Origin of the sequence: Mucilaginibacter sp. McL0603, assembly GCF_049992945.1 — a bacterium.
Taxonomy (GTDB): domain Bacteria; phylum Bacteroidota; class Bacteroidia; order Sphingobacteriales; family Sphingobacteriaceae; genus Mucilaginibacter.
Map to the genome: position 1 here is coordinate 2207489 of NZ_CP188251.1, position 17095 is coordinate 2224583.

18 protein-coding genes and 1 riboswitch are annotated in these 17095 nt (G+C 42.3%); of the genes, 11 read left to right on the plus strand and 7 right to left on the minus strand.

Translation table 11 applies throughout. The features are described from left to right. The first annotated feature begins 709 nt into the window (after positions 1 to 709). The 3 genes from ACPPVU_RS10385 to ACPPVU_RS10395 all read left to right on the plus strand — a co-directional run bounded on the left by ACPPVU_RS10385 (position 710) and on the right by ACPPVU_RS10395 (position 4005). Complete coding sequence (locus tag ACPPVU_RS10385; RefSeq protein ID WP_426671634.1) at positions 710 to 1405, plus strand: 3-keto-disaccharide hydrolase; 696 nt, start codon at positions 710 to 712, stop codon at positions 1403 to 1405. A gap of 8 nt (positions 1406 to 1413) precedes the next feature. Continuing rightward, positions 1414 to 2937 carry a Gfo/Idh/MocA family protein gene (locus tag ACPPVU_RS10390; protein ID WP_426671635.1) on the plus strand — a complete coding sequence of 508 codons (1524 nt, stop codon included), beginning with the start codon at positions 1414 to 1416 and terminating at the stop codon, positions 2935 to 2937. A 306-nt stretch (positions 2938 to 3243) separates the two neighbouring features. Further along, positions 3244 to 4005: an NYN domain-containing protein gene (locus tag ACPPVU_RS10395; protein ID WP_426671636.1), complete on the plus strand. Its 762-nt coding sequence runs from the start codon at positions 3244 to 3246 to the stop codon at positions 4003 to 4005. Positions 4006 to 4025: 20 nt separating this feature from the next. Here ACPPVU_RS10395 and crcB read toward each other — a convergent pair whose 3' ends face one another. Both crcB and ACPPVU_RS10405 read right to left on the minus strand, forming a co-directional pair. Then, positions 4026 to 4382 (minus strand): fluoride efflux transporter CrcB, encoded by a 357-nt coding sequence (gene crcB, locus ACPPVU_RS10400; protein WP_426671637.1) that lies wholly within the window; start codon positions 4380 to 4382, stop codon positions 4026 to 4028. A gap of 19 nt (positions 4383 to 4401) precedes the next feature. Continuing rightward, positions 4402 to 5805: a voltage-gated chloride channel family protein gene (locus ACPPVU_RS10405; RefSeq protein WP_426671638.1), complete on the minus strand. Its 1404-nt coding sequence runs from the start codon at positions 5803 to 5805 to the stop codon at positions 4402 to 4404. Positions 5806 to 5830: 25 nt separating this feature from the next. Next, a riboswitch (Fluoride riboswitch) is annotated at positions 5831 to 5909 on the minus strand. A 112-nt stretch (positions 5910 to 6021) separates the two neighbouring features. Between ACPPVU_RS10405 and ACPPVU_RS10410 the strand changes: the two genes are divergently transcribed. The 6 genes from ACPPVU_RS10410 to ACPPVU_RS10435 all read left to right on the plus strand — a co-directional run bounded on the left by ACPPVU_RS10410 (position 6022) and on the right by ACPPVU_RS10435 (position 9351). Continuing rightward, on the plus strand, positions 6022 to 6792 hold the full coding sequence (locus ACPPVU_RS10410; protein WP_426671639.1) for a hypothetical protein: 771 nt from the start codon (positions 6022 to 6024) through the stop codon (positions 6790 to 6792). Between the two features lie 113 nt (positions 6793 to 6905). After that, on the plus strand, positions 6906 to 7313 hold the full coding sequence (locus tag ACPPVU_RS10415) for a hypothetical protein (RefSeq protein ID WP_426671640.1): 408 nt from the start codon (positions 6906 to 6908) through the stop codon (positions 7311 to 7313). A gap of 182 nt (positions 7314 to 7495) precedes the next feature. Then, positions 7496 to 8014, plus strand: a complete 519-nt coding sequence (locus tag ACPPVU_RS10420) for a GDSL-type esterase/lipase family protein (protein WP_426671641.1) — start codon at positions 7496 to 7498, stop codon at positions 8012 to 8014. 40 nt (positions 8015 to 8054) lie between these two features. Continuing rightward, positions 8055 to 8321 carry a DUF4342 domain-containing protein gene (locus ACPPVU_RS10425; protein WP_426671642.1) on the plus strand — a complete coding sequence of 89 codons (267 nt, stop codon included), beginning with the start codon at positions 8055 to 8057 and terminating at the stop codon, positions 8319 to 8321. Between the two features lie 107 nt (positions 8322 to 8428). Further along, on the plus strand, positions 8429 to 8965 hold the full coding sequence (locus tag ACPPVU_RS10430) for a hypothetical protein (protein ID WP_426671643.1): 537 nt from the start codon (positions 8429 to 8431) through the stop codon (positions 8963 to 8965). Beyond that, positions 8953 to 9351 carry a spore germination protein GerW family protein gene (locus ACPPVU_RS10435; protein WP_426671644.1) on the plus strand — a complete coding sequence of 133 codons (399 nt, stop codon included), beginning with the start codon at positions 8953 to 8955 and terminating at the stop codon, positions 9349 to 9351. Before ACPPVU_RS10430 ends, ACPPVU_RS10435 begins: the two co-directional genes overlap by 13 nt. 73 nt (positions 9352 to 9424) lie before the next feature. Here ACPPVU_RS10435 and ACPPVU_RS10440 read toward each other — a convergent pair whose 3' ends face one another. Both ACPPVU_RS10440 and ACPPVU_RS10445 read right to left on the minus strand, forming a co-directional pair. Continuing rightward, positions 9425 to 9856 carry a carboxymuconolactone decarboxylase family protein gene (locus ACPPVU_RS10440; protein ID WP_426671645.1) on the minus strand — a complete coding sequence of 144 codons (432 nt, stop codon included), beginning with the start codon at positions 9854 to 9856 and terminating at the stop codon, positions 9425 to 9427. Between the two features lie 152 nt (positions 9857 to 10008). After that, complete coding sequence (locus ACPPVU_RS10445; protein ID WP_426671646.1) at positions 10009 to 10581, minus strand: Crp/Fnr family transcriptional regulator; 573 nt, start codon at positions 10579 to 10581, stop codon at positions 10009 to 10011. 92 nt (positions 10582 to 10673) lie between these two features. Here ACPPVU_RS10445 and ACPPVU_RS10450 point away from each other — a divergent pair, with 92 nt between their 5' ends. Then, on the plus strand, positions 10674 to 12236 hold the full coding sequence (locus ACPPVU_RS10450) for a M20/M25/M40 family metallo-hydrolase (RefSeq protein ID WP_426671647.1): 1563 nt from the start codon (positions 10674 to 10676) through the stop codon (positions 12234 to 12236). Between the two features lie 109 nt (positions 12237 to 12345). On the opposite strand, the gene ACPPVU_RS10455 is transcribed toward ACPPVU_RS10450, so the two are convergent. The 3 genes from ACPPVU_RS10455 to ACPPVU_RS10465 all read right to left on the minus strand — a co-directional run bounded on the left by ACPPVU_RS10455 (position 12346) and on the right by ACPPVU_RS10465 (position 16405). Continuing rightward, positions 12346 to 13023: a peptidoglycan-binding protein gene (locus tag ACPPVU_RS10455; RefSeq protein WP_426671648.1), complete on the minus strand. Its 678-nt coding sequence runs from the start codon at positions 13021 to 13023 to the stop codon at positions 12346 to 12348. 313 nt (positions 13024 to 13336) lie between these two features. After that, on the minus strand, positions 13337 to 15205 hold the full coding sequence (locus ACPPVU_RS10460; protein ID WP_426671649.1) for a M1 family metallopeptidase: 1869 nt from the start codon (positions 15203 to 15205) through the stop codon (positions 13337 to 13339). Positions 15206 to 15421: 216 nt separating this feature from the next. Further along, complete coding sequence (locus ACPPVU_RS10465) at positions 15422 to 16405, minus strand: GlxA family transcriptional regulator (RefSeq protein ID WP_426671650.1); 984 nt, start codon at positions 16403 to 16405, stop codon at positions 15422 to 15424. Positions 16406 to 16628: 223 nt separating this feature from the next. Here ACPPVU_RS10465 and ACPPVU_RS10470 point away from each other — a divergent pair, with 223 nt between their 5' ends. Next, complete coding sequence (locus tag ACPPVU_RS10470; RefSeq protein WP_426671651.1) at positions 16629 to 17009, plus strand: VOC family protein; 381 nt, start codon at positions 16629 to 16631, stop codon at positions 17007 to 17009. The last annotated feature ends 86 nt before the right edge of the window (positions 17010 to 17095 follow it).

The window sequence follows — 17095 nt, forward strand, 5'->3', positions numbered from 1 at the left end:
TAAGTTAAGGATTTGCAAGCATTTAAAATATCGAACATTGAATGTCCAATGCTGAATAATGAAGTAAAAACATCGGCGTTCGATATTCAAAATTCATTATTCGATATTATCAGCACTTCTGTTTTTCCTTAACTTAATGACATTGGGTTAATGCCTGTAGCAGTATAAGCGTATAAAAGGACTGCCATAGATAGTATCACTGCAATTGCTTTACTATTATATAATATTGATAATCTTCTCCGTCGTTGTTCCGTTCTTTATTTTGTAACAACACCTTGTAACAAATAGCGGACAGTGGGGCATTGGTTCTATATTGCTTACCAGTGTTTCCCTTGTTCCAGTTAGCTGTTACACTCCGTAAAGAACGGAACAACCTTACAACGCACAGTTGACTCACCCGGTCGTTCAGCCTAAAGTCGGATCGACCACCCTCCTGCTACACAAAGAGGGTTTATTTGGAAAAGATATTTTTTACTCCCTCTTTACGGCTTGCCGTAGAGAGGGTCGACCAGCGCAGCGTCGTCGGGGTGAGTAGAATGAGCGGACAAACACACCCTCACCCGGATAATATAACAGATATTTTGATGAGTATTTTCCAATGCAATTGTTTAATAAAATCCTTAATTTGCCTGTACCAATATAACTAACCCGCTATGTATGCCCTCTGCTGCATGCGGATTATTAAAACCCGTAATCTAAAATGAATATCATGACCCCAAAATCAATTCTTAAAGGCTTTTCTCTTGGCTTAATGTTGCTGGGTGCTACTGTAGTTAGTGCACAGGAGAATGCCCCCAAATTACCCGAAGAAGGATGGAAACAGCTTTTTAACGGCAAGGACCTTACCGGCTGGAAAGAGGTGGGCAAAGGCACACGTTATGTAAAGGATGGCACTATCCGCAGTCACGGTGGTATGGGCTTACTATACTGGACAGGCGGTAAGCTGAGCAATTGTACCATCAGGGTGGTTTACCGTATGGAGAAATCCAACAGTAACTCGGGCGTGTTTATCCGTATTCCGCTGGAGCCGCGTGAGGAGTGGATGCCGGTATTTTATGGTTATGAGGTACAGATAGATAATCATCCCGAAACTTCCAAGGAGGATGAATACCATGTTACAGGTACTTTATACTCGCTCACCAAACCACTAGCCAAACCGGGCAAACCGGGACCCGAGTGGAACGTAATGGAGATCACCCTTGATGGCCCCCGTACCATTGTGGTAGTGAATGGCCAAAAGGTAACCGACTATAAAGAAGGCGACCCTACCCCTGCACGTAAATTTGATTTTGAACCGTATCGTGGATTAAGGCCATTGGCCGGATACATAGGCCTGCAAAATCATGGTGATGATGACATTGTTTACTTTAAGGAAGTTGCTGTAAAACCGTTAGCTAAAAAATAAGGATCACCATGAAAACGGACGAACAAAAACCTGCTGACAATAGTATCAGTCGTAAGGATTTTATTAAGAAAGCTGCCATTGCCACTGCCGGGTTCTACATTGTGCCCAGGTATGTATTAGGCGGACCGGGCTATACTGCCCCAAGCGATAAGCTGTACATTGCTGCCGTAGGTTGCAGCGGTGAGGCGGAAAATGATATCCACCATTATGCTACTGCACCTAAAAAGAATGCCGAGATAGCCTTTTTGTGCGATGTGGACGACAGGGGTGCTGCACCGCGTATCAAAGAGTTCCCGAAAGCAAAGTTTTATCATGATTGGCGTGAGATGTTCGACAAAGAGAGCAAACATTTTGATGCCGTAACAGTAGCAATCCCCGATCATAATCACGCTATTGTTGGCTTAAGCGCTATGCAACTGAATAAACACTTATACCTGCAAAAGCCCTTAACACATGATATTTACGAGGCACGCATACTTACAGAGGCAGCCAAAAAGTATAATGTGGTAACCCAAATGGGCGATCAGGGTTCATCCTGCGAGGGTATGCGCACCATGCGCGAGTGGTTCGAGGCCGGGTTGATCGGCGATATCCAAAAAGTATACTGCTGGACAGACAGACCAGTATGGCCACAGGGTATTTCATGGCCTACCAGCAAACCACCTATCCCCAAAGAATTAAAGTGGGATCTATGGCTCGGCACAGCGCAGGAGACTAATTATATAGATAACCTGGTACCTTTCAACTGGCGCGGATGGTGGCAGTTTGGTACAGGTGCTTTAGGTGATATGGGATGTCATATTATGGGTCCGCCGTTTAAGTTGTTGGGATTAGGTTATCCTACAGAGGTATCGGGCAGCGCAAGTACTACTTATAAAGGTATTTTCAAAGAAGGTATTTATCCTGAAAGCGGACCGGTATCCAGCTCGATCAAGTTTAAATTTAAGCAGCAGAATGGTCAAAACCTCGACCTGTACTGGATGGATGGTGGTATTACACCTGAACGCATGTCGGAGCTTGATCCTGACGTAAACCAGAACGATGCTTTGGGCGATATACCAAGCGAAAATGATTTTGAAGGATGCACGCTGTTCATCGGCACAAAAGGGAAAGTAAGCTGCGGATGGGGAGGTAGTCACCCACGGTTGTTACCGTTATCGTTGAACAAGGATGTGAATATCCCTAAGAAATACCCACGTGTAGAGGGCGATATGGATGGGCACTGGTGGCAATGGGTAGATGCCAGCATAGCAGGTGCAGGTAAAATGGAGGTCGACTCGCCTTTCGTAGGTTACGCAGGCCCACTTACCGAAACCGTGCTGATGGGTAACCTGCTGTTAAGAACCTTCGACATACAGGAAAAAATAAAACGGCAAGACCCTGTTTACGGCACTATGGAAGGCCTCAAATTCAGCGGCAGATACAAGGCCCTGCAATGGGATGGTGCAAATATGAGGGTAACCAATTATGAGCCCGCCAACCAGTTTATCCGCAGGGAATACCGTAAAGGGTGGGGTGAGTTGAAGTTGTAATAATGGGCTGAAAGCAAAAAGACCAAAGCTGAAAGCCGTTGTGAGCTGAAAGCAGAAAGACTAAGGCAGAAAACTTATTCTGTTTAAAAAAGCTTTAGACTTTCTGCTTTAAGCTTTCAGCTGGTTACGGACGGACACCACTAATTATTCCCCCCAATAGTATACACCACATAACCCCATGGCTCCATCTTCCGGGGTTTGTTGGTGATAGGCTCATCAATTTAAAAATACCTTCAAACTTTTTGTGGTATATTGCTTCTGTTATCGATTTATTGATGTTGATCAAATCTGTTAGCAGACTCAAATATGGAAGCTTATAAAGACCTTAAACTGGCAGTATTGATTGATGCTGACAATGTACCCTATGCCAACGTGAAAGAGATGTTTGAGGAGATAGCCAAATATGGCACACCCACCTTTAAACGCATTTACGCCGACTGGACAAAGCCAACAGTTTCGGGCTGGAAAAACGTGCTGTTAGAGAATGCGATAACACCAATACAGCAGTATAGTTATTCGGTAGGGAAGAATGCATCGGATAGTGCATTGATCATAGATGCAATGGATATTTTGTATACAGGCAAGGTGGATGGCTTCTGCATAGTATCCAGCGACAGCGATTTTACACGATTGGCGACAAGGCTGCGCGAAGCAGGAATGAAAGTGATAGGCATAGGTGAAAAGAAAACTCTGAACCCTTTCATAACCGCTTGTGATAAGTTTATTTATATCGAGATCCTGAAAAAAGAAAAGCTGGTACGGGCTGATAACAACCCAAAAGAAGTAACCAGGAATGAAGCTGTACCGGAAAACAAACCGCTGAACAAGATCGACCCGGAAATAATAGAACTCATATCAGACAGTATAACCGACCTTGCAGATGAAAATGGTTGGACTTACTTAGGCGACCTTGGAAGTTTAATCATCAAAAAGAAGCCTGATTTTGACCCACGTAATTATGGTTTCCCTAAGATGTCGCCTATGATAAGGAGTATCAATAAGTTTGAGATAGATGAGCGGGACACGGGTAAAAAGAATGTGAAGCACATTTATATCAGGAAAAAGTAGCTTCTAAATATTCTTCGCAGCTAATAATCCAAAATAGGTGCCATAATGCCAAGTGCCACGCTGCCGATTGTGTATAGCAGGAAGAGGAAAATGCGATGGTCGGTTATCAATGACAGGTTCTCAAATGTAAAGGCAGAAAAAGTGGTAAATCCGCCACAAAGACCTGTAACAAGAAATAATCGCCATTGCAGGCTCTGAGCATCGTACCGTTCGGTATAAAAAACAAAGAAGCCGATAAAGAAGCACACGATTATATTTACCAGGAAAGTACCATACGGAAAAACAGATTGTGTGATACTATTTGTTAAACGATATACTGCATAGCGCAGCACACTGCCTAATCCACCACCACCAAATACTAAAAGCAAGTTTTTCATGGCTCAGGGTTGTGATCTTTTATTTATTCTTAGCTATTCTTTCTTTGTATTGAGCGAGCCGATGATTAACCATCCTGCGCCTTCTTTTAATAGATTGCCCGATGGAAGTTTCAGCAGCATAATGCGGGTCGAATATTTTGGGGATAGCAATACGCTGTGCACTATAAATTCCCGAGTGCCCACTAAAGAAATAAGCGGTAAAGCAGGCTACAGCGAAGTATAGAGCATATTCTCCGCCAAATAATTCTATCCCCATAAAAGTGCAGGCGAGTGGCGTGTTGGTAGCTCCAGAAAAGACGGCTATAAAACCCAATGCAGCAAACAAGCCCACAGGTGCATTTAACAGCTGTGATAAAGTATTGCCTAATGTGGCACCAATGTAGAATAAAGGAGTTACCTCTCCGCCTTTAAATCCTGTTCCCAGTGTGACGGTGGTATAAATGATTTTCCAAAGCCAGCTCCAGGTATCAGCACCACCCTGGTGAAAAGCTGAGGGGATAGTAACCGAATTGGCAAATTGTGCATCAACGCCCAGGCTCAGGTAATCCTGTCGGCCTAAAAGCAGGGTTAACCCAATGATGATGATACCACCGACTATAGGTATGAGCCAAGTAGTTTTTATTAAGCGTAGCGATAGGTCTTTGATACCGTGAACCATTTCAGCAAAAAGGTAACTCGTCAACCCAAAAAGTACGGATGCAAGAATGATCTTGGCTAACAGAAAGTAATCAAAATGGATAAAGCTAACGTTTAACGGGGATTTAGTGATAAAAGGTGCAATATGGTAAGCCGTATGATGAATGCCCAGCATAGCCACAGTCTGATCAGCAAAAATACTTGCAATGAGGCATGGGATGATAGCATCGTACTGTAATCGACCAACAGCTAACACCTCTATAGCGAAGATCGTTCCGGCCAATGGCGTACCAAATACTGCTCCGAAACCTGCGGCCACACCTGCGATGAGCACTGTGCGTGAATCCTTTGCATTCAGTTTGAATAAGCGGCCAAAGAAATCGGCAATACTACCGCCTATTTGCACTGCCGTACCTTCACGACCAGCAGATCCGCCAAACAAATGGGTAAATACCGTTGCTCCCAATACCAAAGGCGCCATGCGTTTGGGTACTCCACCACCCGGTTCGTGTATCTCGTCCATGATCAGGTTATTACCCCGCTCGGATGATTTCCCATAAAGCTTATACACCACATGAATAATCACACCCGCCAACGGCAATAAATAAAGCAGCCATGGATGAGCAAAGCGGTAATGGATAGCGAGGTTAAGTAACCATAGAAACAGGGCTACAACACCCCCTATCACGACAGCTACGGGAATGGTCAACAAAGTCCACCGCAGTAAATGGTTGAAGATCAGAAAATATGGGGATGTAAAAAATCTGGAATAGCGTATACGTTTCATGCCTATGAAATAAAAATATAAAACTTATTTCGTAGGCGCCATCAGAACTGCATTAATTTTAGCAGAACGGTTCAAATAGGTGGAACACCATCACCTTTGTGATACAATTATACACAAACCTTATCTTATTTCAAAACAACCTGTCATCCAATTACCTATAGTCTTAATCTATAAGGAAATATTCTATATCTTTAAATAACCAATTAACCTTAATTCATGGAAAATAGAAACAGTTTATGGCGTTCATTCTTCGCAATAGGGCTTTTGGCTATTGCGGTACAACAAGTTATTTGTCGCGATTTCAGGCCTGTAATCCTACCTTCGGGATATCCTGCATGGCTGTCACAACGCTTTATCTGGGATTGCATATTCAGCGTTTTGCTGGCTATCGCTTGTGTATCTATTATTTTAAGCATAAAAGCAAGATCAGTATCATTATTGTTGGCAACCGTATTTCTCCTGATTGTGATCATGTTCCAGCTTCCGTGTCAGCAATATCCTGTGCATTTAAGCATGTGGACAAACGTTTTTAAAGAATTGACTTACAGCGGCGGTGCATTTTTGGTTGCAGGATCATTACCCAGGCAGGGCATTACTTCAGGATTGATCAATTTCTTAGAGAAGTTGATCCCGATGGGTAAATATTTCTTCGCTATCACCATGGCAGTTTTTGGTTATATGCACTTTGTCTACCCTGATTTTGTAGCTACATTGGTACCTAACTGGATACCCGGACATCTGTTCTGGACCTACTTTGCAGGAGTGGCATTAATGGCGGGTGGTATTGGTATTATAGTCAATATCAAACGGCATTTAGCAGCCAACCTAACAGGCATCATGATCTTTATCTGGCTCATTGTATTACACGTACCACGTGCCATTGCCGATCCGCATAGTGGAGATGGCAACGAATGGACCAGCGTATTCGAAGCCCTGTCATTCAGCGGAATAGCTTTTTTGATTGGAAGAGAAGAGGTCAAACATTAATTTTAAGCCAATTTTATTGTACCTTAGAGGTAGGGTAAAAGATTGATTGTATAAAAACAGTTACGGGTTTTCTCAGTTCATTCAACCATGCAATAACAAGGCATACTGACACGATGAAACTATACTGCGCTATAATTTTTATTTTGACGTTATTTACCGGTACGCATAAATTCGGGGAATACGATCAGAAAGATATGGTAAGCGGTACCTGGAGGGGGACATCGATATGCCAGGTAAAGGATTCACCCTGTCACGATGAAATGGCGGTGTATCATGCCTCAAAAGCTGAAGGTAACACCTACCATTTCCAGATGAATAAGATGGTTAACGGCAAGGAGGAGGAAATGGGCATGTTGGTATTTGCTTATAATGACAGCCTTAAAACACTTGTTGCTGTTTCAAATAGTCCAAACAGAGGTAAGGCTACCTGGAAATTTACAATAAAAGGCGATACCATGCACGGCACACTAATAGTTGATAATAATATCCTTTATAGAATGATCGATCTTCATAAAGATTGATCATAGTTTAAATTAACTTCATGAAATATCTGCTTATTCTTCTTCTATTCCCCTTCGCTGTAAGGGCGCAAAACGTCACTAATTAAAACATATCCGATACCACTCCTTTTATACCCGAACACAGGCAGCCACGGCTTGACCAGTTTGCAAAGGAGCCTGTTGTTACCGGACGGATAATTTTCATGGGCAACAGTATCACCGAAATGGGTAACTGGAAAAAGGTATTGAACGATACTACCGTCGTGAACCGTGGAATTGGCGGTGATATTACTTACGGCGTGCTTAAGAGGCTAAAAGACATTACAGACAGGCAGCCATCCAAGCTATTTATTTTACTGGGAATAAATGATATCGGCAAAGATATACCGGATGCCGTAATAGCCGATAACTACCTGAAAATAGTAAGGGAGATACATACTAAATGCCCGCAGACAAAGATCTACGTGCAAAGCATATTACCTGTAAATTCTACCCTTCCGCATTTCCCCCAGCATTATGACAAGGAAGAACATGTGTTATCTGTAAACAAGCTGTTAAAGGCCAATGCGCAGGTGGGCAATTATACTTTTATAGATATCTTCCATTTGTTTGTTGATGCTGATCAGCGCCTGGATAGCCGGTATACTTTTGAGGGCTTGCACCTTAAACCGGAAGCTTATCCTATTTGGGTAGCCTATTTAAAGAAACAGGGATATTTGTAACAAAACGAGGCCGCATCTGTCTTAATTAAAACACAAGATCATGACGAAGGAATCATTTTCAATCCACGGTGAAAACCTGTTGAAGAAAGTAAAGGAACTGATAGAAGAAGGCAATGTCAGGAAGATCACCATTACAGATAAATCGGGTAAGGAAGTAGCATCTTTTCCGCTAACCGTTGGCGTAGTAGGCGCTTTATTACTGCCCATGCTGGCGGCAGTAGGTGCATTAGCTGCCCTTATAACTGAATGTACTATCACAGTTGAGCGAGAAGAAACTGCTGAACCGGTAAAAGAGGAGAATAAATAATCCAGATTCCGAATTTTCTTAATTGACTGATATCATACTGTAAGCTGCCTATCGTCATTTTTACATGGCTGAACCTGCCTTAAATTTGTCCTATAAAACGATTTTGAATGGTATGGCTATTTTCCCTTCTTTTCATTATTGTAGCTATTTTCAGCTATCTGCTGTTTGCGCCTTTATACATAGAAATAAATAGCGTCAATAGCTTGTATGCCGTACGCTTTCATCACCTGGCAAGTGCGAAACTTATTTTTATAGATAGCTCATTAAAAATCAACTTAAAAATAGCCGGTTGGAAAAAACAAATCGACCTGTTCCATCAATTGTTCGAAAGAAAGCCTAAAAAAACACCTGCCGAACAACAGAAAAAAAGAAAACCAAAACGATTCTCCTTCAGCTTAATAAAAGCAATATTAAAAAGCTTCAGGGTAAATAAATGCTATCTCAACATAGATACAGGAGATATGCAGTTAAATGGCATTCTGTACCCCGGTTTTTATTGGTTAGGTAAATACACAGGTAACCCGATCGGGATAAATTTCCAGGATAAGAATGAGATCGAAGTAGAAATCGAAAACAATTTTGCAAGAATTATAGGGGCTTTTATTTATTCATCATTAAAAATAAAAAGATCATGGAAAACTTAGATGACATGCTTGGTAAACTGAGCGAGTTTTTGAAATCAGAAGCAAAAACCGAAACCATTATCGGTCAACAATTTAAATTAGGTGAATTTACTTGCATACCGGTAATGTCTGTGGGCCTCGGACTTGGCAGTGGCGGAGGAGAAGGTAAGGGCAAGGGTAAAGGGCCTGGGGGTGGCAAAGGCGAAGGTGAAGGCGAAGGATTTGGAGCAATGGGCGGTGCCGGAGTTGGCATGGGGCCTGTTGGTTTTTTAGTGACCCGGGGTGATTCCATTGAATTTATACCGACCCGTTCATCAAAAGGGTTTAGCGCCTTATTGGAAAAAGCGCCAGACATCATGGAAAAGATATTTGACAAAAACCACAATAAGGAAGCTGCACATGCCTGATAGTTCGATAACATATTGATAAACCTTGTTAAATATTAGCAAGGTTTATCAATATCGTTTACATGAATAAGATTTACAAAGCAGGCTGCATTCCGGTACTTATTGCTATCCTGTTCCATGCATTGATGGTTACAGCGGCCATAATTACTTTTCCGATATAATGCCTGTCAAGTACTTGCGCAGCATCTTCATAAGTTTTGTCAGATACGCCACCGTGTTTAATATTGGTAACCTCTTCGGTTAATGCCAATATTGCTCTTTCTTGTGGTGTAAAGAACGGAGTTTCACGCCATGCATTCAGGGCATAAATGCGTTGTTCAGTTTCTCCTAATGCACGAGCATCTTTGGTGTGCATGTTAATACAGTAAGCACAGCCATTGATCTGTGAAGCACGGATTTTTATCAGTTCAAATTGTTTTTTATCTAATCCGCTGTCGTGTAAATAATTTTCGAGAGCCTGCATTGCTTCGTATGCTTTTGGCTCTACACCTATTCTTTTGCTCATGATATTTATGATTTGATTACAGCACAAATTTCCCCATCAGGCAGCACAAAAAAGTTAATCGTGATTAAGAAATGAAGACAGAGTCAAGATGTAAGAATCAAGATACAAGACGATCATATTTTCTATTGTCTTGATTCCTGACTCTTAATTCTTTATTCTTTCTTTCCCCTTATCTTACTTAAAAATTGCGGAGTAAAGCCCAGGTAAGATGCCAGCATATATTGAGGTATACGCTGTACAAAGCCGGGAAATAAGGTTATAAAATGATGGTAGCGTTCCTCGTCTGTTTGATCGCGGAAGTACTCCAAGCGGCGCATGGTAGCCGCATGTGTCTTTTGCAGGATGATCCTAAAATAGCGTTCTACTTTTGGCAATTGCAGCAATAACTCTTCATAAGTTTTTTTATTTATGCTGATGAGTTCCGAATCTTCAATAGCCTGTATGTAATAGTTTGAAGGCTGACTGGTTTCCCAACTCCAATAATCTGTTATCCACCAGTTCTCAATGCCAAACTGGGTGATCTGCTCCTGCCCGTTACGGTTGATAAAGTAAAGCCGTATACAGCCTTTGCTTACAAAATAATTGGCCCTGCATATCTCACCCGGTTCTAATATCAATTGTTTTTTCTTTAATGTGGTGAGGTTGACACTCGCGCATACTTTATCCGCCTCTGCTTCATCAAGGCTGACAAATTTGTTGATATGGGCAATGAGGCTGTCTTTCATTCTAAAAAGTAATCATCCAAATATAAACCGATAGGCACGTAACAAAAATAATACTCCTCATTATTCTTCATCCAATTTTATAATTTAGTTGCATGAACACTTTTACCAAACCCTTAACCATAGGCTGTTTAATGGCAGCCACATTTTGCGGCAGTGTTTTTGCACAAACCGCACCGACTGTTGTCGACCAAATAGTAAAAGAAGAAACCGATAACTCCCAGCTGGAAAAACTGGCGCATGAATTATTTGACGGCGTTGGACCGCGTTTAGTTGGCTCGCCGCAAATGATGAAGGCGCATGACTGGGCCGTAGCCAAATATACCGGCTGGGGCATTGCAGCGCATAACGAAAAATGGGGCGAATGGCGCGGATGGGAACGTGGCATTTCACATATCGATATGGTGTACCCCCGCGTTAAAAGTTTAGAGGGAACACAATTGGCATGGAGCCCGGGCATGGGTAAAAAGACCGTCGTATCTGATTTGGTAATACTACCTGACCTTGCCGACTCCAACGCATTCAAAGCCTGGTTACCTGCTGTAAAAGGTAAGTTTGTGATGATATCAATTAACCAGCCTACCGGTCGCCCTGACTATAACTGGCAGGAATTTGCTACCAAAGAGTCATTCGATAAAATGAAAAAAGACCGGGATGCACAAACCGCTGCATGGCGCGAGCGTATCCGTAAAACAGGTTGTACTAATAAAACTTTACCTGTCGCTTTGGAAAATGCAGGGGCTGTAGGTATCGTTACCTGCAACTGGTCAAACGGGTTTGGAGTTGATAAGATATTCGGAGCCTACACCAAAAAGATACCAACCATTGATATTGCTTTAGAGGATTACGGCACATTGTACAGGCTGACCGAATCTGGTGATAAACCCCAGATCAGCGTGCATACGGAATCAAAAGAGTTGGGGGTAGTACCTACATTTAACACCATTGCCGAGATAAAGGGCACCGAAAAGCCGGATGAATACGTGATCCTTTCTGCCCACTTCGATAGCTGGGATGGCGGTACAGGTGCTACGGATAACGGTACAGGCACTTTAACCATAATGGAAGCCATGCGTATCCTGAAAAAGATCTATCCTAATCCCAAACGTACCATCATCGTAGGACATTGGGGTAGTGAGGAGGAAGGCCTAAATGGCTCAAGAGCATTTGTGGAAGATCATCCCGAGATCGTAAAAAATATACAGGCTGTGTTTAATCAGGATAACGGAACCGGTCGTGTAGTTAACTTATCGGGACAAGGATTTTTGAATTCTTATAATTATTTAACCCGCTGGTTATCTAAAGTTCCTTCTGATACTAAAGATCAGATCAAAACCAGTTTCCCCGGCGAACCTGGTCGTGGCGGATCTGACTTTGCATCTTTTGTAGCGGCAGGTGCCCCGGCATTTTCATTAAGCTCAACAAGCTGGCTGTACGGCGTTTATACCTGGCACACCAACCGCGATACTTATGACAAGATCGTATTTGATGATTTGCGCGCCAATGCCATCTTGGCGACCATACTAGCTTACGAAGCCAGCGAAGACCCAACAACCACATCACGCGATAAAAGCATATTGATCAACCCAAAAACAGGCGAGCCAACCAAATGGCCTGATCCAGTTAAACCTACTCGCATAGGGGGATTGGATCAGTAAACGGGTGTCATGCTGAGCCTGTCGAAGTATGGTGGGTATGGCCTTTACGCTATATCCTTCGACAGGCTCAGGATGACAACGCTCTTCGACGATGGTTATCAGACAACTTTCAGAAATCAACATCTAAAGCAGCAGCTGTTAAAGCGCTCACTTCTCCATCCGGGTTGAGGCCTGCAGAATCCTGAAACTGCCTTACCGCATTATAGGTAAGTTCGCCAAAAACATTATCAACACCACCGGTATCAAAACCGCGTCTTGTTAGTTCGGCTTGTATTATCCCCACATCAGGCGATACCATATTGGGGCTTGTAAAACGATAGATTACGATAGATGGCGGCCTGAATGGCAATGTCGGATTAGGTTTGTAGGTTACGCCCGGTATCAATATACCCATATCCCAGCGACGACCATCCACTACCGAATTAGTGATACCATCCTCTCTCCCATGCGCCTCTACTGTTCCGCCGTTCCCGTCTGATATCGCGATATGGCCTATTTCGCCATTACCTGCTAATCGTAATATGGCTGCGCCCGGGGTTGATTTTGCTTCCTCAATAGTGATGATTTGCCCTTTTGTATTGGCATCGCGGTCCCAAAAATCGCTGTGTTCATTTACGCTATCGCAACCATATAAAATGCCAAAGGTTTGATAATAAAGCCATGATACAAATTCGGCACAATCCCAGGGGCCTTTGTAACGGGCATCATTCTTGGGCACCAGCGTGCCTAAAGCGTAGGGTTCTCCTACGTGCTTATCTCCTAAAGAAACAATATCATCGCCGGTCATCAGAATTTATTTACTGATAAAAATATGCAATATTAATAAATATTGCATGACATTGTTTTGACAATAAAATTATTTGGGGCGGTGTATTGCTTATAACATAGTTGACTCACCCGGTCATTTCCGCCTAAAGTCGGATCGACCACCCTCCGCCTTAGGCGGAAAGAGGGATTGTATGGGACGAAATGCTTTTTATGCCCTCGTTCCGCACAGCGAAAGAGGGTCGACCAGCGTAGCAATGTCGGGGTGAGTAGAATAACAAAGCGGATATATCCTCAACGAAATCAAACCCATCATTAAAATCAACGGTCAACAATCAACGGTTTGCTTCCCACACATTATTTTCCTTGTTCACATCAGGATCATGCGGGCCGCCTAATATCATTTTTTTGATCTTTTTGTGCGATGTATGGGTAATGGTATAAGTTTTATTACCGTTTTTCCATTCCGATATGCTTTGATGCACCAGTTGCGTAGAGCCGTCGTTGTAAAAGATCGTCAGGTTGATAGGCACAGGCTTGGTACCCACCTTGCTAATGGAGATGGTATAAAGATCATTCTGCACAGAAACACGGCCGATAGCAAGGTCTGGAACACCACCGTCAAAGAACCAGCTTTTCCAGAACCAGTTGAGGTTTTGGCCTGATCCTGCATTCATACAATTAAAAAAGTCGTACGGCATTGGGTGCTTGCCGTGCCATTGCTGTATGTAGTAATGCAGGGCTTTGGTAAAAAGTTCATCGCCAAGCAGATCGCGCACATAAAAATAGCCAAGACCGGGTTTACCGTAGGAGTCAGGTTCAAATGAAGGGCCTGAAAGTTGTGTGGTCAGGGTAATAATAGGTTGATCAGCTTCCTTGCCTGCAACATTCTCATACTGAGGTACGCCAAAAGTATCTACAATAGTAGGGTCTATCAGCGGACTGATCACCCACTCACCTATAGTTGCCCAGCCTTCATCCATCCAGCCATATTTGGTTTCGTTTATCCCCATGTAAAAAGGGAACATGGTATGGAATATCTCGTGATCAGTCAAAGTAATAGCATCAAATACTTTTTCTTCGGGGTTATCATTCACCATCATGGGGTACTCCATCTGGTCAAGACCATCAAAAACGGTTTCATGCGGATAGGGGTAAGGCCATTTTGGGAATTTGAAGCTCATGGCTTCAACTGTTTTACGGGCGTAATTGATCACCTCGAAATAATCCTTATGATTAGCATTAAATACCGCATCAACTTTTGTACGCCTACCGGTTTTCGGATCGACAACCAAACTGGATGATTTCCATAAATAATGGTCACTGGTAGCAAAAGCAAGATCGGTTACACTATCAGCCTCAAATTTCCATGTATTAGTAGGGTTATGTGGCGATATATTGCCTTCATGCAAATCAGCTTCGGTAATAATATCAGTTACCTTGTCATTTAAACCAGCCTCTTCTATTCGTTCTACATACCGATCGGTATAAACTTTGGTTGGATTTGTTAAATCACCTGTAGCCCATACCTGGTAATTGCCCGGCACGGTTATCTCGGCATTAAAGTGGCAAAAATCATTATAGAACTCTTCGCTACCGCGATAGGGGTTTTGGTTCCATCCATCAATATCATCATAAACAGCAACACGCGGAAAGAAATAGGCGATAAAGAAAGCCCCGGTATCCACTTGTCCTGTACGGATATGCGAGGTTTGATTGAGGACAAAATTATAGTCGATATCAAAATGGATATGATGATTGGGCAATAATTCGGGCACTTTTATAATCATATTGGTGCCTTCAATGGTTAGTCCTTCAATATCCTGATCTTGCTGATTTACACTTATCTTTTTTATCCTGACGCCCTCATTTATATCTTCCGGATGAATGGGCATATTACGTACACTACCCTTTTTAAAAAGATTGGGATACAATTTAAACCAAACCTGTGTAAGCGTATCAGGACTGTTGTTGGTATAATCGATAGAAACCGTACCATCCAGCAACCTGCTTTTTGGATCAAAATTGACCTTTATAGTATAATCGGCACGGTTTTGCCAGTAGTTTTTGCCCGGTGCGCCGCTTTCTGTCCGCGTACCAATATTATAAGTATGCTGTATGTTCAGTGGAACGGGGAGGGTAGTTTGTGCAATACTTGCAGCAGACCATAGTAGTAAAAAGATAAAAGGTATTTTTTTAAGCATAAAGCAGACACTATTGAGAGAATGGCAAAGATAACGGAAATGTTTTAATGTGTCCGGGTATGGTGTTACACCGTAACGGACGGAACAAAACAGTGCCGTTGATTTGAATGATATAGTGATTGCGTTGATTATTTATCACCGTAATGATTTAACGGTGTAGCCCTCTTGAACACAACTAAAAACAATTAAACTGTGAAAAATCAAAATAATCAGCGGTCAATTGACTGCCATTTCCCTATTATACTTATTACGATACTCGATAGGCGACAAGCCGGTTATCTTCTTAAATATATTACGAAAAGCTTTATTATCAGAATAACCTACAGCATACATCACCTCGTTCACATTCTCCCGGCCTGATTCAAGGCTTTTCTTGGCGGCTTCTATTTTTACACGTTGCAGGTACTCAACCGGGGTGTTGGAAGTAGCTTTCTTAAAACGGCGTTCAAAATTGCGGCGACTGATAGCGAACATCTCGGATAAGTGGTCGACAGATATTTTAGTGCCTACGTTACGCTCTATATAGATCTGGGCTTTTTTAATGGATTCATCCTGATGCTCCTTTTGCCCGCTGAAGATCACAAAAGGCGATTGGCTTTCGCGGTCAATTTCTATTTCCATAACTTTTGAGCAATGTACGGCAACATCACGGCCACAATATTTCTCAACCAGGTAGATCACCAAATTAAGGAAGGAATAGGCACCGCCGCTTGAGTAAATGCCCAGTTCATCAATGATCAGCTTCTCGGGCATCAGCTTAATATTAGGGAAGGCCTGCCTGAAAATATCTGCTGCCATCCAGTGAGTGGTACAAGTTTTACCTTTTAATAAATTGGTTGATGCCAGCAGGAAGGCACCGGTACACAGGCTGGCAATTTCTGCACCATGTTTATATTGCTCGACAATCCAGGGCACAAAATCCATGTTGCGCTCAATACCTTCCATCGGGTTGCCATAGAAGGCTGGTATCATAATCAAGTCTGTTTTTTGCACTTCGTTAAGCAGTGAATTGGGGCGTACGGCAAATAAACCGTTGTACAATTCGCATTCTTTGCTCAAACCAACCAAATGGATATCAAAAGCCGGGCTTTTACCCTTCACGATCATAAACTGGTTTACAAATGATAATACCTTATAGGTACCTATCACACTGCTCAAAATAATTGGCCCTTGTGGAATGATGATTGAAACGTGTTTCATAATTGGTTGGTCTGTAGAAAATTGATATAACAAAGGTATGCCATATGATTGGCGCAATCAACCCCTAAAGTTGTCGTATTTACCTACCATCGACTTAGTAAATTAGGCTTAGGTTTGCTTTAGGCAGACACAGGTTTATCACTTCATCTGCACTGAATATTAACTTAATAAGCACGTTGTATTTTTAGAAAAATCAATTTATAAACCACAAAAACAAAAACTTATGGATTCTTCAGTAAACATCCTCAACTGGTTTGAGGTATCAGTAAGCGATATCGCAAGAGCAAAAAAATTCTATGAGACTATTTTTTCTATCACTATGGAAGAGCAGGAAATGATGGGTATGAAAATGGCATTCTTTCCTTTTGAAATGAATGGCAAACTCTCAGGCGGCCTGGTACAAAGCGGCATGCACAAACCGAGTGCAGACGGGGTAAAGATATATTTTAACGGCAACCCTGATCTGGATGTAGCTTTATCAAAAGTAGAAGCCGCTGGTGGTAAGATCACCATACCAAAAGGGAAAATAAGTGATGACATAGGTTATATGGCATTCTTTATGGATACTGAGGGTAATGCGGTGGCGCTCCATTCAAACAGTTAGTATTTCGAATTTCGGAATTTCAATTTCGAAATTATTTAATGTATGATAAATCCGAAATCGAACATTCGAAATCCGAAATTGAAAGA

Coding starts and splice junctions, on each gene's coding strand:
- ACPPVU_RS10395 (WP_426671636.1), top strand. CDS start 3,244: ATGGAAGCTTATAAAGACCTTAAACTGGCAGTATTGATTGATGCTGAC.
- ACPPVU_RS10390 (WP_426671635.1), top strand. CDS start 1,414: ATGAAAACGGACGAACAAAAACCTGCTGACAATAGTATCAGTCGTAAG.
- crcB (WP_426671637.1), bottom strand. CDS start 4,382: ATGAAAAACTTGCTTTTAGTATTTGGTGGTGGTGGATTAGGCAGTGTG.
- ACPPVU_RS10415 (WP_426671640.1), top strand. CDS start 6,906: ATGAAACTATACTGCGCTATAATTTTTATTTTGACGTTATTTACCGGT.
- ACPPVU_RS10385 (WP_426671634.1), top strand. CDS start 710: ATGACCCCAAAATCAATTCTTAAAGGCTTTTCTCTTGGCTTAATGTTG.
- ACPPVU_RS10455 (WP_426671648.1), bottom strand. CDS start 13,023: ATGACCGGCGATGATATTGTTTCTTTAGGAGATAAGCACGTAGGAGAA.
- ACPPVU_RS10440 (WP_426671645.1), bottom strand. CDS start 9,856: ATGAGCAAAAGAATAGGTGTAGAGCCAAAAGCATACGAAGCAATGCAG.
- ACPPVU_RS10460 (WP_426671649.1), bottom strand. CDS start 15,205: ATGCTTAAAAAAATACCTTTTATCTTTTTACTACTATGGTCTGCTGCA.
- ACPPVU_RS10450 (WP_426671647.1), top strand. CDS start 10,674: ATGAACACTTTTACCAAACCCTTAACCATAGGCTGTTTAATGGCAGCC.
- ACPPVU_RS10420 (WP_426671641.1), top strand. CDS start 7,496: ATGGGCAACAGTATCACCGAAATGGGTAACTGGAAAAAGGTATTGAAC.
- ACPPVU_RS10410 (WP_426671639.1), top strand. CDS start 6,022: ATGGAAAATAGAAACAGTTTATGGCGTTCATTCTTCGCAATAGGGCTT.
- ACPPVU_RS10470 (WP_426671651.1), top strand. CDS start 16,629: ATGGATTCTTCAGTAAACATCCTCAACTGGTTTGAGGTATCAGTAAGC.
- ACPPVU_RS10435 (WP_426671644.1), top strand. CDS start 8,953: ATGGAAAACTTAGATGACATGCTTGGTAAACTGAGCGAGTTTTTGAAA.
- ACPPVU_RS10430 (WP_426671643.1), top strand. CDS start 8,429: ATGGTATGGCTATTTTCCCTTCTTTTCATTATTGTAGCTATTTTCAGC.
- ACPPVU_RS10425 (WP_426671642.1), top strand. CDS start 8,055: ATGACGAAGGAATCATTTTCAATCCACGGTGAAAACCTGTTGAAGAAA.
- ACPPVU_RS10445 (WP_426671646.1), bottom strand. CDS start 10,581: ATGAAAGACAGCCTCATTGCCCATATCAACAAATTTGTCAGCCTTGAT.
- ACPPVU_RS10405 (WP_426671638.1), bottom strand. CDS start 5,805: ATGAAACGTATACGCTATTCCAGATTTTTTACATCCCCATATTTTCTG.
- ACPPVU_RS10465 (WP_426671650.1), bottom strand. CDS start 16,405: ATGAAACACGTTTCAATCATCATTCCACAAGGGCCAATTATTTTGAGC.